This window comes from Streptomyces sp. NPDC030862, from assembly GCF_055571835.1.
The window spans coordinates 259670-275124 of the sequence record NZ_JBVIEN010000009.1; the positions used below are offsets into that span (position 1 = coordinate 259670).

General features: G+C 73.9%; 16 protein-coding genes. 9 read left to right on the forward strand and 7 right to left on the reverse strand.

The window, feature by feature from the left end:
- Positions 1–33: 33 nt before the first annotated feature.
- Positions 34–171, forward strand: coding sequence for a hypothetical protein (locus ACZ42X_RS24655; RefSeq protein ID WP_468294036.1), 138 nt, complete (start codon positions 34–36; stop codon positions 169–171).
- 9 nt (positions 172–180) lie between these two features.
- Here ACZ42X_RS24655 and ACZ42X_RS24660 read toward each other — a convergent pair whose 3' ends face one another.
- Positions 181–567, reverse strand: coding sequence for a hypothetical protein (locus ACZ42X_RS24660; protein WP_468294039.1), 387 nt, complete (start codon positions 565–567; stop codon positions 181–183).
- 165 nt (positions 568–732) lie between these two features.
- On the opposite strand from ACZ42X_RS24660, the gene ACZ42X_RS24665 reads away from it, so the two are divergent.
- Complete coding sequence (locus tag ACZ42X_RS24665) at positions 733–2403, forward strand: DNA repair helicase XPB (RefSeq protein ID WP_468294042.1); 1671 nt, start codon at positions 733–735, stop codon at positions 2401–2403.
- On the opposite strand, the gene ACZ42X_RS24670 is transcribed toward ACZ42X_RS24665, so the two are convergent.
- On the reverse strand, positions 2390–2578 hold the full coding sequence (locus tag ACZ42X_RS24670) for a hypothetical protein (protein ID WP_468294045.1): 189 nt from the start codon (positions 2576–2578) through the stop codon (positions 2390–2392). The two genes, ACZ42X_RS24665 and ACZ42X_RS24670, sit on opposite strands and share 14 nt — an antisense overlap.
- 316 nt (positions 2579–2894) lie before the next feature.
- Here ACZ42X_RS24670 and ACZ42X_RS24675 point away from each other — a divergent pair, with 316 nt between their 5' ends.
- Complete coding sequence (locus ACZ42X_RS24675; protein WP_468294421.1) at positions 2895–4928, forward strand: HelD family protein; 2034 nt, start codon at positions 2895–2897, stop codon at positions 4926–4928.
- Positions 4929–5287: 359 nt separating this feature from the next.
- Here ACZ42X_RS24675 and ACZ42X_RS24680 read toward each other — a convergent pair whose 3' ends face one another.
- Entirely contained in the window at positions 5288–5989 is a 702-nt protein-coding gene (locus tag ACZ42X_RS24680) for a copper homeostasis protein CutC (RefSeq protein WP_468294048.1), read from the reverse strand.
- Positions 5990–6039: 50 nt separating this feature from the next.
- The gene (locus tag ACZ42X_RS24685) at positions 6040–6894 is read right to left on the reverse strand and encodes a hypothetical protein (RefSeq protein WP_468294051.1); all 855 of its coding nucleotides are present in this window, start codon (positions 6892–6894) and stop codon (positions 6040–6042) included.
- Between the two features lie 181 nt (positions 6895–7075).
- Here ACZ42X_RS24685 and ACZ42X_RS24690 point away from each other — a divergent pair, with 181 nt between their 5' ends.
- Positions 7076–9343: a heavy metal translocating P-type ATPase gene (locus ACZ42X_RS24690; RefSeq protein WP_468294053.1), complete on the forward strand. Its 2268-nt coding sequence runs from the start codon at positions 7076–7078 to the stop codon at positions 9341–9343.
- A 76-nt stretch (positions 9344–9419) separates the two neighbouring features.
- Here the strand turns inward: ACZ42X_RS24690 and ACZ42X_RS24695 are convergent, their stop codons facing one another.
- Positions 9420–10079, reverse strand: a complete 660-nt coding sequence (locus ACZ42X_RS24695) for a maleylpyruvate isomerase family mycothiol-dependent enzyme (protein ID WP_468294056.1) — start codon at positions 10077–10079, stop codon at positions 9420–9422.
- A gap of 80 nt (positions 10080–10159) precedes the next feature.
- Between ACZ42X_RS24695 and ACZ42X_RS24700 the strand changes: the two genes are divergently transcribed.
- A complete protein-coding gene (locus ACZ42X_RS24700) occupies positions 10160–10837 on the forward strand; it encodes an HD domain-containing protein (protein ID WP_468294058.1) in 678 nt (225 codons plus the stop codon).
- Between the two features lie 57 nt (positions 10838–10894).
- The gene (locus ACZ42X_RS24705) at positions 10895–12142 is read left to right on the forward strand and encodes a Cmx/CmrA family chloramphenicol efflux MFS transporter (RefSeq protein WP_468294424.1); all 1248 of its coding nucleotides are present in this window, start codon (positions 10895–10897) and stop codon (positions 12140–12142) included.
- Here the strand turns inward: ACZ42X_RS24705 and ACZ42X_RS24710 are convergent.
- Together ACZ42X_RS24710 and ACZ42X_RS24715 are read right to left on the reverse strand one after the other, a co-directional pair.
- Complete coding sequence (locus tag ACZ42X_RS24710; RefSeq protein WP_468294061.1) at positions 12093–12365, reverse strand: DUF4031 domain-containing protein; 273 nt, start codon at positions 12363–12365, stop codon at positions 12093–12095. The genes ACZ42X_RS24705 and ACZ42X_RS24710 overlap by 50 nt on opposite strands.
- The gene (locus ACZ42X_RS24715; protein ID WP_468294064.1) at positions 12362–12718 is read right to left on the reverse strand and encodes a hypothetical protein; all 357 of its coding nucleotides are present in this window, start codon (positions 12716–12718) and stop codon (positions 12362–12364) included. Before ACZ42X_RS24715 ends, ACZ42X_RS24710 begins: the two co-directional genes overlap by 4 nt.
- 80 nt (positions 12719–12798) lie before the next feature.
- On the opposite strand from ACZ42X_RS24715, the gene ACZ42X_RS24720 reads away from it, so the two are divergent.
- The 3 genes from ACZ42X_RS24720 to ACZ42X_RS24730 are packed head-to-tail and all read left to right on the forward strand — an operon-like array spanning position 12799 to position 15346.
- A complete protein-coding gene (locus tag ACZ42X_RS24720; RefSeq protein ID WP_468294067.1) occupies positions 12799–13803 on the forward strand; it encodes a MurR/RpiR family transcriptional regulator in 1005 nt (334 codons plus the stop codon).
- A 47-nt stretch (positions 13804–13850) separates the two neighbouring features.
- A complete protein-coding gene (murQ, locus tag ACZ42X_RS24725) occupies positions 13851–14753 on the forward strand; it encodes an N-acetylmuramic acid 6-phosphate etherase (protein WP_468294070.1) in 903 nt (300 codons plus the stop codon).
- A 41-nt stretch (positions 14754–14794) separates the two neighbouring features.
- Positions 14795–15346 carry a YwqG family protein gene (locus tag ACZ42X_RS24730; RefSeq protein ID WP_468294072.1) on the forward strand — a complete coding sequence of 184 codons (552 nt, stop codon included), beginning with the start codon at positions 14795–14797 and terminating at the stop codon, positions 15344–15346.
- The last annotated feature ends 109 nt before the right edge of the window (positions 15347–15455 follow it).

Consider the following 15455-nt stretch of genomic DNA (forward strand, 5'->3'; position numbering starts at 1 on the left):
GGCCCGGCCGCTGTCCCCGTGAAAGGACCCGCCGTGATCCGTCGCCTCACCCTCGCCGTGACCGCCGTGACCGTCTTCCTCGCCGTCGCCGGGACGGTGCTCCCGCCCATCAGCGGCCCGCTGAGCGACCTGCAGATCGAGGGGCCCCTGATCCAGAGCATCATGCTCTGACCGCGGCGGTCAGGCCGTCACGTTGCCGGTCAGGAGCATGACGAAGAAGACGATCAGCGCCAGGGGCGTGAGGAGCGTCATGTACGCCGCGCTGAGCAGGCACCCGGCCGCCCCCAGCCCGATCCGCGCGCCCCGCCCGGCCGTCGTGCGGTCGACGAACCAGCTGGCCGCCACCATCCCCAGCGGCACCAGGTAGCCGAGGGCGAAGGGGTTCCACTCCCCGCCCTCCCGCAGCGGGGCCGAGCACACGACCGCCGACACCACGGCGAGCACCGTCGCGACCAGCGGCGGCACCCACCAGTGCCGGTCGTACGGAGCCCGCGCCGCCACGGGCGCGGGCGCAGAGGGCAGCAGGTACGGCGGGAAGGGGTTCGTGGCGGGGCGGCTTCGTCGCATGCCCCCATCCCACCGCCCCCGCCCCGGCGGCCCCACCCGCGCCCGTACTCATCCGTGGCCGCGCGACTACTCACCCCGCTTCCTCCGCCGATGCGTAACACTGGATGTTTGGCCGTTCCCCAGACGGCGGCCAAAACCGCCAGGAACGCCAGGAAAGGGTGAGGCGTGAACGGACCACTGATCGTCCAGAGCGACAAGACACTCCTGCTCGAAGTCGACCACGAGCAGGCCGACGCGTGCCGCCGCGCCATCGCGCCGTTCGCGGAGCTGGAGCGGGCCCCCGAGCACATCCACACCTACCGCGTCACGCCGCTGGGCCTGTGGAACGCCCGGGCCGCCGGGCACGACGCCGAGCAGGTCGTGGACGCGCTCGTCGAGTACTCCCGCTACCCCGTGCCGCACGCGCTGCTCGTGGACGTCGCCGAGACGATGGCCCGCTACGGCCGGCTGACGCTGGCCAGGCACCCCACGCACGGGCTCGTGCTGACCACCACCGACCGGCCGGTCCTGGAGGAGATCCTCCGGTCCAAGAAGGTCCAGCCGCTGGTCGGGGAGCGCATCGACCCCGACACCGTCGCCGTGCACCCCTCCGAGCGCGGGCAGATCAAGCAGACGCTGCTCAAGCTGGGCTGGCCCGCCGAGGACCACGCCGGTTACGTGGACGGCGAGGCGCACCGCATCGACCTGGACGAGAACGGCTGGGCCCTGCGCCCGTACCAGAAGCAGGCCGTCGAGGGCTTCTGGCACGGCGGTTCGGGCGTCGTCGTGCTGCCCTGCGGCGCGGGCAAGACGCTCGTCGGGGCCGGGGCCATGGCGCAGGCCAAGGCGACGACCCTGATCCTCGTCACCAACACGGTCTCGGCCCGCCAGTGGAAGCACGAGCTGGTGAAGCGGACCTCCCTCACCGAGGACGAGATCGGCGAGTACAGCGGCACCCGCAAGGAGATCCGGCCCGTCACCATCGCCACGTACCAGGTGCTGACGACGAAGCGGAAGGGCATCTACCCCCACCTGGAGCTCTTCGACTCCCGCGACTGGGGCCTGATCCTCTACGACGAGGTGCACCTGCTGCCGGCGCCCGTGTTCAAGTTCACCGCCGACCTCCAGGCGCGCCGCCGCCTCGGCCTGACGGCGACGCTCGTCCGCGAGGACGGGCGCGAGTCGGACGTGTTCTCGCTGATCGGGCCCAAGCGGTTCGACGCGCCGTGGAAGGAGATCGAGGCGCAGGGCTACATCGCGCCCGCCGACTGCGTCGAGGTGCGCGTCAACCTCACCGACTCCGAGCGGCTCGCGTACGCGACCGCCGAGTCGGAGGAGAAGTACCGCTTCTGCGCGACGACCGCGACGAAGCGGAAGGTGACGGAGGCGCTGGTCGAGAAGCACCGGGGCCAGCAGACGCTGGTGATCGGCCAGTACATCGACCAGCTCGACGAGCTGGGCGAACACCTGGACGCCCCGGTCATCAAGGGCGAGACGTCGAACGCGCAGCGCGAGAAGCTCTTCGACGCGTTCCGGAACGGCGAGCTGAGCGTGCTGGTGGTGTCGAAGGTCGCCAACTTCTCCATCGACCTGCCCGAGGCGACGGTCGCCATCCAGGTGTCCGGCACCTTCGGCTCCCGCCAGGAGGAGGCCCAGCGTCTGGGCCGGGTCCTGCGGCCGAAGGCCGACGGGCACAAGGCCACGTTCTACTCGGTGGTCGCCCGGGACACCATCGACCAGGACTTCGCGGCGCACCGGCAGCGGTTCCTCGCGGAGCAGGGGTACGCGTACCGGATCGTCGACTCCGACGAGCTGCTGCGGGACCGCGACGCGGACCCCGACCTCAGCGGCGCCTGACGCCCGCCGCCGCCGCTTTCGCCTCCGCCTCCTCGGCGTACTCGCCGAGGAGGACGACCTCCAGCGCCGCCGTCGTGAAGACCTTGACCGCGCGCAGGGCGTTGCCGAGGCGGCCGGAGGGGCCGGACCGGGCGGACCGGCCGTGGACACCGGGGATGTGCGTGACTGTGGTCATGTGTCCAGGATCCTTCCCGTACGGGCGCGGGGCACATCGGTCCGCAGAGCGAACCGGGCCGCCGCCCGCGTACGACTCCAGGCATACGGCGTCCCCTACGGGTCGTAAGGATCCCCCCACGGGTCGCGGGGCCGGCTCGGCGCCCGGCCCCGTCCGCCCGGTCCCGTAATTCGGTGGAGGGCCGCCCCGCCGGTGGCTAGACTCCTCCGCCTTGCCCGCCTCCCGTTCGTGGAGCGCCGCCGTCCGGTCGGCAACCGGACGGCCCCGCCGTACCACCACCCGTACGACCGACGGAGGCTCCGCCGTGCCCGCCGACCTGCCCGGCTCCCCTGATCCCGGCCCGCTCGCCCGCGAACGGGCCCACCTCGCCGCCTCCCGCGCCGCCCTGCGCGCGATGCGCGAGGACGTCGAGGCGCTCGACATCACCGACGTGACCGCGAACTGGGTCAACGCCGCCGTCCTGGAGGCGCAGATCGAACAGCGCATCAAGGCGCTGGCGGACCTCTCGCACACCCCGCTGTTCTTCGGGCGGCTGGACTACCTGTCCACGACCCAGGAGGGGCAGCGCTTCTACATCGGGCGGCGGCACGTCCACGACGGGGACGGCGACCCGATGGTCGTCGACTGGCGTGCGCCGGTGTCGCAACCGTTCTACCGCGCGTCCAAGAAGGACCCGCAGGACGTGGGGCTGCGGCGCCGCTTCGGTTACACGGGCGGCGAACTCACCGCGTACGAGGACGAGCGCCTCTCCGACCCCGACGAGGCCGAGCGCACCTCGAAGCTGCTCCAGGCGGAGATCGAGCGCCCGCGCGTCGGGCCGATGCGGGACATCGTCGCGACGATCCAGCCGGAGCAGGACGAGATCGTACGGTCCGGGCTCGGCGGCACGGTCTGCGTGCAGGGCGGTCCCGGCACGGGCAAGACGGCGGTCGGCCTGCACCGGGTGGCGTACCTGCTGTACGCGCACCGGGAGCGGCTCGCCCGCACGGGCACCCTGGTCATCGGGCCGAACCGTTCCTTCCTCCACTACATCGAGCAGGTGCTTCCCGCGCTCGGCGAGCTGGAGGTGCAGCAGACCACGGTCGACGACCTGGTCGCCACGCGCGTCGAGGTGCGGGGCACCGACGACGCGGCGGCCGCCGTGGTGAAGGGCGACGCCCGGATGGCGGAGGTGCTGCGGCGCGCGCTGTACGCGCACGTCACGCTGCCGACCGAGCCGCTGATGGTCGTACGCGGCTCCCGGCGCTGGCGCGTCCCCGCGTACGAACTGGAAGAGATGGTGCGGGAGTTGCTGGACCGCGACATCCGTTACGGCGCCGCCCGCGAGGCCCTTCCGCAGCGGATCGCCCACGCGGTGCTGGTCCGCATGGAACAGGCGGGCGAGGCCCCGGACGACCGCGTGCAGAACGCGGTGGCGCGCAACGCCGCCGTCAAGGCCGTGGTCAAGGAGGTGTGGCCGCCGGTCGAGCCGGCGAAACTGGTGCACCGGCTGCTGTCCGACGCCGAGTTCCTCGCCGTGCACGCGGACGGCCTGCTGTCCGCCGAGGAGCAGAAGGCCGTTCTGTGGCCGAAGCCGCCGCGCTCGGTCAAGTCCGCGACGTGGTCGGCGGCGGACGCGGTCCTCGTCGACGAGGCCGCCGACCTCGTGGAGCGCACGCACTCCCTGGGCCATGTGGTGCTCGACGAGGCCCAGGACCTGTCGCCCATGCAGTACCGCGCGGTCGGGCGCCGCTGCACGACCGGCTCCGCGACGGTCCTCGGCGACCTCGCGCAGGGCACGACCCCGTGGGCCACGGCGAGTTGGGCCGACGCCCTGCGGCACCTCGGCAAGGCGGAGGCGACCGTGGAGGAGCTGACGGCCGGCTTCCGCGTGCCCCGCGAGGTGATCGCGTACGCGTCCCGGCTCCTGCCGCACATCGCGCCGGACCTCGCGGAGGTCCGGTCGGTCCGCGAGGCACCGGGCTCCCTGGAGGTCGTCCGGCACGCGCCGGACGCGACGCCCGCGGTCGTGTCGGCGTGCCTCTCCGCCCTGGAGCACGAGGGCTCGATCGGCCTCATCGCGGCGGACGCCCGCCTCGAACCACTGGCCCGCGCGCTGGCCGAGGCGGGCCTCTCCTACCTGGCCCCCGGCGAGGAGACCACGCCCGAGTCCCGCCTCACCCTGGTCCCGGCCTCGCTGGCGAAGGGCCTCGAGTACGACTACGTCGTCCTCGACGAGCCCTCGGCCATCGTCGACGCCGAACCCGACGAACGCACGGGCCTGCGCCGCCTGTACGTCTCCCTGACCCGCGCGGTCTCGGGCCTGACGGTGGTCCACGCGGCGGACCTTCCGGCGCAGTTGGCGAGCTGAGCGGGGGCGTTGGTTGCCGCCGGGTGCGTACCGGGCGGGTGCGGGTGCGGGTCGGGTGCCGGGGGTTCCGGTGGGGGGTGGTCGGACTCTCGTTCACCGCGCTTCGCGCGAGTTCAGTCGTTTTACGTCCGACCACCCCCCACGCTCCACCCCCGACCCCCTCACGCGGGTGGTCGTTTCCGCCGCCGGTGCGTGCATCCCCCTGTGGGCGCCCCCGGCAAGCCCGGAAAACCCGCCCGCAGGCGCTACCGCAGCGCGGAGCCGCTGCCCACCCGGGCCCCGGGGCACCGCCCCGGGCACCGTGGGAGTCTGGGGGCGCAGCCCCCAGTTACGGGGAGGGGTAGGGGCAGAGCCCCCGCCTACGCCCCCGCGTCCAGCGCCGCCCGCCACTCCCGCACCGCCGCCTGCGACACCGGCCCCGACCACCCCGCCGGTCGCGCCGCGCCGCCGATGTGGAAGCCCGTCACCCCGCCCGCCAGCAGCGCCGGCACGTGCTCCAGCTGCAGCCCTCCGCCCACCAGGAGCCTCGGCGCGTAGCCGGGTTCGCCGCGCCGGGCCGCCGCCGCCTCGGCCAGCAGGGTCGGCAGGCCCTCGTCGACGCCCGCCGCCGAGCCGGCGGTCAGGTACGTGTCGAGGCCCGGCAGGTCCGCGAGCTGCTTGCGCGCGGCGTCGCGGTCGGCCGCCCGGTCGAGCGCCCGGTGGAAGGTCCACCGGCACCCCTCCAGCTCCGCGACCAGCCGCTCGACGGCGACGAGGTCCACGTGCCCGGCGGCGTCCAGGAAGCCCAGGACGAACTCGTCCGCGCCCTCCGCGCGCATCTCGCGCGCCGCCCGTACCAGCGCGTCGACGTCGCCCGCCGCGAAGCCGTCCGCGAGGCGCAGCATCACGCGCAGCGGGATGTCGACGGCGGCGCGGATCCGGCCGTAGGTCTCGCGGGACGGCGTGAGCCCGTCCGCGGCCATGTCCGTGACCAGTTCGAGGCGGTCCGCCCCGCCCGCCCGGGCGGCGATCGCGTCCTCCGCGTCGAGCGCGATCACCTCCAGAAGTGCACGATCGCTCACGCTCACTGGGACTCCATTCCTCGATCGACAGGTCTAGTCCATTGGTCAGCCTAATGCGCGTGCACCGTGAAAGCAGCCGTACGCACCTTCCCCTCGTGCCGGAAGTCGAGGAAGAGCCGGTACGACCCCGAGCTCGGCGCCGTCGCCGTGAACGACACCTCCGGACCGGCCGGCCCCTCGTGCGGATGGACGTGGAGGTACGCGAGGTCACCGGCGCGCAGCGCGACGAGGTGGCCGTACGCGCCCAGGTAGGGCTGGAGGTCCGTCACGGGTACGCCGCCGCGGCTGACGTGCAGCGTCAGTTCGGCGGGCCGGCCCGGTACGGGGGTCCCGCGCAGTTCGACGCGGTAGCCGTCGACCTCGGCGACGCGGCTCGCGGCGGGGAGTGCCGCCGGGCGGTACGCCCCCGCGACGGCGAGGTCGGCCCCGAGGGTCAGGCCCTCTCCCCCGGCGGGCGTGAAGTCGGCGAAGGCGCGGTAGTCGCCCGCCTTCGGCAGCCGCACCGGCACGGACCAGGTGCCGTCGGCGTCGCGCACCGGGTGGAGGTGCCGGTACACGGTGAGGTCCCGCGAGGCGAGGATGAGGTGGAGCTCCTTGCCGTGTTCGCGCTCGTACGCGGTGACCTTGCGGCCGCGCGCGTCCGCGATGGCGAAGCGCAGCTCGGCGGGCGCGCCCGCCGTGAGCGCCGACGGCTCCAGGGCGAGGGTGTACCCGGCCTCGGAGACCTGGAGCCCCCCGGGCGCGGACGCCGCTCCACCGGCCGGGGCCTCCGCGTGCCCCCTGTGGGCGGCGGACGCGGCGGCGGGCGCGACCACCGGGTCGACGCCCTTGCCGACCCCGTACGCCGTGCCGAACGTCGCGGCGAGCACTGCCGCGAAAGCGGTGATCTTCACTCCGGTGTTCATGACCGACTCCTTGGTACGGGTCCGAGACCTGCCTGACACCCATCACTAGATACCCCCCAGGGGTATAAAGTCAAGGCGGGGAGGCACTTGCGTACCGATACCCGCCCTGGGTATACATGGAGTCGCACAGCAGTACCCCCCAGGGGTATAACGGAAGCCCACGACAAGGAGCGGCAGCGGGATGAGCACCCCCACCACCACGACGGCCCACATCGAGCTCGCCATCGGCGGCATGACCTGCGCCTCCTGCGCCGCCCGCATCGAGAAGAAGCTGAACCGCATGGACGGCGTCGAGGCGACCGTCAACTACGCCACCGAGAAGGCCAAGGTCACCTACCGCGGCGACGCCGTCTCCGTACAGGACCTCATCGCCACCGTCGAGGCCACCGGCTACACCGCGCACGAGCCCGCGCCGCCCCCGACGGCGCCCACCACCGCCGGGGACCCGCCGCCCCGGGAGCAGGAGGAGGACGACGAACTGCGCCCGCTGCGGCAGCGCCTGCTCACGGCCGTCGCCCTCTCCCTCCCCGTCATCGCGATGGCGATGGTCCCGGCCCTCCAGATCCCGTACTGGCAGTGGCTCTCGCTCACCCTCGCCGCGCCCGTCGTCACGTACGCCGCCTGGCCCTTCCACCGCGCCGCCTGGAAGAACGCGCGGCACGGCGCGGCGACGATGGACACGCTGATCTCGGTCGGTACGTCGGCGGCTTTCCTGTGGTCGCTGTGGGCGCTGTTCTTCGGTACGGCCGGGACGCCCGGCATGACCCACGCCTTCGAGTTCACCATCGCCCGCAGCGACGGCGCCGGGAACATCTACCTGGAGGCCGCCGCCGGCGTCACCGCCTTCATCCTCGCCGGGCGCTACTTCGAGGCCCGCTCGAAGCGGAAGGCGGGCGCGGCGCTCAAGGCCCTGCTGGAGCTGGGCGCGAAGGAGGTCACGGTCCTGCGGGACGGCCGGGAGGTCCTCATCGCGACGGCAGACCTCCAGGCCGGGGACCGCTTCCTGGTCCGGCCCGGCGAGAAGATCGCCACGGACGGCACGGTCGTGGAGGGCTCCTCCGCCGTCGACGCGTCGATGCTCACCGGCGAGTCCGTCCCCGTCGAGGTCGGCGTCGGTGACGCCGTGACGGGCGCGACGATCAACGCCGGCGGCCGGCTCGTCGTCGAGGCCACCCGCGTCGGCGCCGACACCCAACTGGCGCGGATGGCCCGGCTCGTGGAGGACGCACAGAACGGCAAGGCGGCCGCGCAGCGCCTCGCCGACCGCATCTCGGCGGTCTTCGTCCCCGTCGTCATCGGTCTCGCGCTCGCCACGCTCGGCTTCTGGCTCGGCAACGGCGCCGGCCTCACGGCCGCCTTCACCGCCGCCGTGGCCGTACTGATCATCGCCTGCCCCTGCGCCCTGGGCCTCGCGACCCCGACGGCCCTGATGGTCGGTACGGGCCGGGGCGCCCAGCTCGGCATCCTCATCAAGGGCCCGGAGGTCCTGGAGACGACCCGCACGGTGGACACCATCGTCCTGGACAAGACCGGCACCGTGACCACCGGCAAGATGACGCTCCTCAAGGCCCACACCGCCGAGGGCACCGACGAGCTCGACGTCCTGCGGCTGGCGGGCGCGCTGGAGCACGCCTCCGAGCACCCCGTCGCCCAGGCCGTCGCCGCCGGCGCCGCCGCCAGGGCGGGTGCGCTCCCGACGCTCGAGGACTTCGCGAACGTCCCCGGTCTCGGCGTCCAGGGCATCGTCGAGGGCCACGCGGTCCTGGTCGGCCGCGAGCAGCTGCTCGCCGACTGGTCCATCGCCCTCCCGGCCGGGCTCAAGCGGGCGAAGGAGGCGGCGGAGGCGGCCGGCCGCACGGCCATCGCCGTGGCGTGGGACGGCGAGGCGCGCGCGGTCCTGGAGGTCGCGGACGCCGTGAAGGAGACCAGCCCGGAGGCCATCCGACGGCTGCGCGCGCTGGGCCTGACCCCGATCCTGCTGACCGGCGACAACCGCGCGGTCGCGGAGGCGGTCGCCGCCGAGGTCGGCATCGACGAGGTGATCGCCGAGGTCATGCCGGAGGACAAGGTCGAGGTGGTCAAGCGCCTTCAGGCGGAGGGCCGTTCGGTGGCCATGGTCGGCGACGGCGTCAACGACGCGGCCGCCCTCGCCCAGGCCGACCTGGGGCTCGCCATGGGGACGGGCACGGACGCCGCCATCGAGGCGGGCGACCTCACCCTCGTACGCGGCGACCTGCGCGCGGCGGCGGACGCGATCCGCCTCTCCCGCAAGACCCTCGGCACGATCCGGTCCAACCTCTTCTGGGCCTTCGCCTACAACGTCGCCGCCCTGCCCCTCGCCGCCGCCGGCCTGCTCAACCCGATGATCGCCGGAGCGGCCATGGCCTTCTCCTCGGTCTTCGTCGTCGGCAACAGCCTGCGGCTGCGCGGTTTCAAGGCCGCGTCGTAACCACCCCGGAGCGGGGCCACGGGCCTCGGACCCGCCGTTTGGTACGCGTCCGCTAGCCCCTGGCCCCCCAGGTGCTCTACCCGAACAGCACCAGCTCCGCCTCCCGCACCCCCGCCAGGTCGTAGCGGGTGCCCGTCAGGGGCCGGGCCGCGTACAGCCGGATCAGCGTGGACGCGGGCCCCAGGTACCGCGCCGGCGGGTGCTCACCCGTCGCCGAGCCCAGCAGCACCGGCTCGTCCAGGTCGTCGAGGTCCGCGTGGAGCGGCGGCGTGGCGCGGGCGCGGGTCACCGCGGCAAGCAGGTCCAGCGCCGGGGCGAGACCCGCGCCCGCGTACGCCCCCGGCTCCCCGAGGGCCTCGCGCACGTCACCGGCGTGCACCCACTCGCCGAGCGCGATCGCGTCGAGCCGCCCGTGCGACGCCGCCGCGATGACCGGCCCGGCCTCGGTCATGCCGCGCTCCAGCTCGTCGACGACCTCCGCGTTCGACAGCCCGGCGCGCTCCTCGATGTCCCGGTCGTTGGCCTCGGGGCTGAAGACGCCCTCCTCGAACCGGTTCTCCACGACGCGCGTCAGCGCCGCCGCACAGTGCGCGAGCACATGCCGCACCGTCCAGCCGGGGCAGCAGGTGCGGACGGCGAACGCCTCGTCAGGAAGCTTGCGCAGGAAGGGGATCAGGGCGTCGCGCTCGGTACGCAGCAACAGCCCGGGCAGCTCTGGATCACGTACGTCGGTCATGGCCCCAGCAAACCGCCCACCGCGCCCCACGGCAACCACGCGGCCACCACGCGACGGCACGCCACCGGCACAATGACCTCATGGCCGCACCCTCCGCACCCCGCCACCCCGCCCACGACGACCTGCGCGAACGCTGGGCGTCGGCCGTACTCGTCGCCCGCGACACCGACGACTGCATGCCGTCTCCCCACCGCTACGCGGACGACCTCCTCGCCCGCTGGGCCGAGCCGCAGCGCCGCTACCACACCACCGACCACCTGATCGCGGTCCTCGACCGGATCGACGAGCTGGCCGGGTACGCCGACGACGCCGACCTCGTCCGCCTCGCCGCCTGGTTCCACGACGCCGTCTACCTCCCCGAGCGCTCCACCAACGAGGAGCGCAGCGCCCGCCTCGCCGAGCGCGCGCTGCCGGAGCTCGGCATCGACGAGGCCCGTACGCGGGAGGTCGCGCGGCTCGTCCGTCTGACGATCACCCACGACCCCGCCGAGGGCGACCGCAACGGCGAGGTCCTCTGCGACGCGGACCTCGCGGTCCTGGCCGCCGCCCCGGAGCGGTACGCGGCGTACGCGGCGGCGGTACGGGAGGAGTACGGCTTCGTCCCCGACGAGGCCTTCCGCGAGGGCCGCGCGGCGGTGCTGCGCCAGCTGCTGGGGTTGCCGCACCTCTTCCGCACGCCGCACGGCCGTAAGGAGTGGGAGGAGCGAGCGCGTCAGAACCTCACGACGGAGCTGTCGCTCCTGGAGACAGGAATGTAAGCCGCACCGGCGGCGTTGATCCCTGTCATGCCGCCTCATGCCGACCGCACCACCCGCATGCCCCTGGCCGTCTACATCCTCGGCCTGTCCGTCTTCGCGCTCGGTACGAGCGAGTTCATGCTCTCGGGGTTGCTGCCGCCGATCGCCGCCGACATGGACGTCTCCATTCCGCGCGCCGGCCTGCTGATCTCGGCGTTCGCGATCGGCATGGTGATCGGTGCGCCGCTGCTGGCGGTGGCGACGCTGCGGCTGCCGCGCAAGACGACGCTGATCACGCTGATCACGGTGTTCGGCCTCGGCCAGGTCGCGGGCGCGCTGGCGCCCTCGTACGGCGTGCTGTTCGCGTCCCGCGTGATCAGCGCGCTCGCGTGCGCCGGGTTCTGGGCGGTCGGCGCGGCGGTCGCGATCGCCATGGTGCCGTTCGGGGCGCGCGCCCGGGCGATGGCGGTGATGATCGGCGGGCTGTCGATCGCGAACGTCCTGGGCGTCCCGGCGGGCGCCTTCCTCGGCGAGCACCTGGGCTGGCGGTCGGCGTTCTGGGCGGTCGCGCTGGCGTCCGCGATAGCGCTGGTGGGCGTGGTGACCCTCATCCCGCGCATCCCCCTCCCCGACGCGCGGCCCCGGCTGCGGCACGAGCTGGCCATCTACCGCGACCGCCACGTCTGGCTGGCCGTCGTGATCACCGCGCTCGCCGCGGGCGGTGTCTTCTGCGCCTTCTCGTACCTCGCCCCGCTGCTGACGGACGTCGCCGGGCTCGACGCCGGCTGGGTCCCGACGGTGCTGGCGCTCTTCGGCATCGGCGCGCTGGTCGGCACGATGGTCGGCGGCCGCGTCGCCGACGCCCACCTCTTCGGCGTGCTGCTCAGCGGCATCGCGGCGTCGACGCTCTTCCTGGTCGCGCTCGCGCTCTTCGCCTCCGGCCCGGTCGCCGTGATCGTGCTCTCGTTCCTGCTGGGCGTCTCGGCGTTCTACACGGCCCCGGCGCTGAACGCCCGCATGTTCAACGTCGCGGGCGCGGCCCCCACCCTGGCGGGCGCCACGACGACGGCGGCCTTCAACCTCGGCAACACCGGCGGCCCCTGGCTCGGCGGCACGGTCATCGACGCGGGCCTCGGCTTCGCCTCCCCGGCCTGGGCGGGCGCGGCGATGACCCTCCTGGCCCTGGTCACGGTCGCCGTAGCCCTGCGCCTGCACGGCCGTACGTCATCGTCCCGCCTGGTCACGGGCGCGAAGGGGCCGGCAGCGGCCCCCGCCGTCAGTCCGTCCCCGAGCGGCGCTTCGGGCGGCGCAGGCCCGACTTCCTGAGGAGGCGTACGACCTCCCGGGAGCTGACCTCGACCGCGCCGGCCGCCACCGCGTCCGCGTACCGCACCGACGGCACGTCGTAGTGGTCGCGGTCGAAGGCGCGGCGCGGGGCGCCGATCTTCTCGGCGAAGGCGTGCAGCTCGTCGAAGGAGACGTCGCTGATCATGTGGGACCACATGCGGCCATGGCCCGGCCAGGTCGGCGGGTCGATGTACACCGTCACGCGAGGCCGCCCACGGGGGCCACGACGACACCCGCCTGGGCGCAGACCCAGTGCGGGTCGGGGCCCAGCTCCGGCTCGACGTCCAGCGCGTGCGGGTCGCCCGCGTCGCACACCGGGCACAGCGGCCAGCGGCCGTACCGCTCCAGCAGCGCGTCCTGTACGTCCTGGGCGACGAGCCCGGCGAGATAGCCGACACCCTCGGGCCACTGCTCGACCCACCAGCGGCGGTGCGTCACCGCGTCCTCGACGAGCGAGACGACCTCGGCCTGGGCGACCTCGCGCGCGACGAGGTCGGCGAGGACCCGCGCGCGGGCGGCGTGCAGGGCCTGCTCAAGGGGGTCTAGCGCGTTCATGGAGCCATTGTCGCCCCTGAAGCCCCCCGGGCGACCGGGCAGGGTTGACGACCCGGTGGGCTGAAAATACCTTTCATGGCGTGACCCGCCACGTGAAGGAAAGTTTCACCGCCGCCATCCCCGCAGCTCCCGCCCCCGCTCCCGCCGCCCCCACGGCACCCACGGCGAGCCCCGCCATTCCGGCCGCCCCGGCCCCCGCTGCGGTCGCCCCCGCCCCCGCCGCCCTCGCCGCCAAGGTCCGCACCCTCGCCCCCTCCATGACCCGCTCCATGCAGCGCGTCGCCGAAGCCGTCGCCGCAGACCCCGCCGGGTGCGCCGCCCTCACCGTCACCGGCCTCGCCGAGCTCACCGGCACCAGCGAAGCCACCGTCGTGCGCACCGCCCGCCTCCTCGGCTACCCCGGCTACCGCGACCTGCGCCTCGCGCTCGCCGGGCTCGCCGCCCAGCAGCAGTCCGGCCGGGGCCCCTCCGTCACCGCCGACATCGCCGTCGACGACCCCCTCGCCGACGTCGTCGCGAAGCTCGCGTACGACGAGCAGCAGACCCTCGCCGACACCGCCGCGAACCTCGACACCGTCCAGCTCGGCGCCGCCGTCACCGCGCTGGCCACCGCCCGCCGCACCGACATCTACGGCGTCGGCGCCTCCGGGCTCGTCGCCCAGGACCTGGCCCAGAAGCTGTTGCGCATCGGGCTCGTCGCGCACGCGCACAGCGACCCGCACCTCGCCGTCACCAACGCCGTCCAGCTCCGTTCCGGTGATGTCGCCATCGCCATCACCCACTCGGGTTCCACCGGCGACGTCATAGAACCGCTCCGCGTCGCCTTCGACCGGGGCGCCACCACCGTCGCCATCACCGGCCGCCCGGACGGCCCGGTCTCGCAGTACGCCGACCACATACTCACCACCTCGACGGCCCGCGAGAGCGAGCTGCGCCCCGCCGCCATGTCGTCGCGCACGAGCCAACTGCTCGTCGTGGACTGCCTCTTCACGGGCGTCACGCAGCGTACGTACGAGACGGCCGCTCCCGCCCTCTCCGCGTCGTACGAGGCGCTCGCGCACCGCCACACCCCCCGCACCCGCTGACCGGCGGACCGAACCGACCGGCCGAAAGAGCGAAAGAGCACGCCCGCATGAACCCCTCCGAGCTCGCCACCCTCACCACGGAAGCCTTCCGCCCCGACCTCGCGGACGTCGACCGGCTCCCCACCGTCGAGATCGCCCGCCTCATGAACGCCGAGGACCAGTCCGTACCGGCCGCCGTCGCCACCCAGCTCCCCCGGATCGCCGCCGCCATCGACGCCACCGCCGCCCGCATGGCCCGCGGCGGCCGCCTGATCTACGCGGGCGCCGGCACGGCCGGCCGCCTCGGCGTGCTCGACGCCAGCGAGTGCCCGCCCACCTTCAACACCGCCCCCGGCCAGGTCGTCGGCCTCATCGCGGGCGGCCGCGCGGCGATGACGGAGGCCGTCGAGGGCGCCGAGGACTCGCGGGACCTGGCCGCCGAGGACCTCACGGCCCTGCGGCTGCGCGCCGACGACACGGTGGTCGGTGTCTCCGCCTCGGGCCGTACGCCGTACGCCCTCGGCGCGGTGGAACACGCCCGTACGGCGGGGGCCCTGACGATCGGCCTCGCCTGCAACCCGGGCAGCGCGCTCGCGGACGCAGCCGACCACGCCATCGAGGTCGTCGTCGGCCCCGAGTTCGTGACGGGCTCCACCCGCCTGAAGGCGGGCACCGCCCAGAAGCTCGTCCTCAACATGATCTCGACGATCACGATGGTCCGCCTGGGCAAGACGTACGGAAACCTCATGGTCGACGTCCGCGCCACCAACGACAAGCTCCGCGCCCGCTCCCACCGCATCGTCGCCCTGGCGACCGGCGCCCCCGCCCCCGCCATCGACGCGGCCCTCGCGGCCACGGACGGCGAGGTGAAGCCCGCGATCCTCACGCTCCTGGCGGACGTCGACGCCGACACGGCGATCCGCCTGCTCAAGGAGACGGACGGCCACCTCCGCGCGGCACTGGAACGCTAGGGGGTGCCTGGGCTGCGGGAGGCCGTGCCTAGTCTGTGGACATGCTGCTCATCCACGGCGGGGAAGCCGTAGCCGACGCTCCCGAACTGCGCACGGGGGGCGTGCCCCTCGTTCCGGAGGGATTCGTGTGGCCGATGTGCCGCGAGTGCGGCGGGGCCATGCTGTTCTTCGCCCACCTGCCCCTCGCATTCGGGGTGGTCTCGGTGTTCCTCTGCCAGAACAACCCCGGCATGTGCGACGACTGGGACGCCACCAGCGGCGCCAACCGCGCCTTCCTGTTCGACGGTCCCCTCGGGGCGGCCACCGCCCCCGCCGAGGGCGAGACGCTGCTCGGCGCGGTCACCGCTCTGCGCCCCCACCCGGCCGACGTCCCGACCACGGAGCCGGTCCTGGGAGCGCTGGGCGGCGAACCCGACTGGATCCAGGGGGACGAGACGCCCGACTGCCCCTCCTGCGCCACCCGGATGACCTTCACGGCCGACCTGGAAGAGGGCGCCGACTTCGCGACCTCCGCCAACTTCGGCGGAGGCGGCCGCGGCTACGTCTTCCACTGCCTCCCCTGCCGCGAGGCCGCCTTCCTGTGGCAGCGATGAGGATCGCTTCCCGGCCCGGGCCCGGAACGCTCGGGTCCGGAACGTCACCCCAGTGACGTAGTCCCAAGGGGAGGAACGGGTGGGCACGACCCGCCACCGGCGCGCGGGC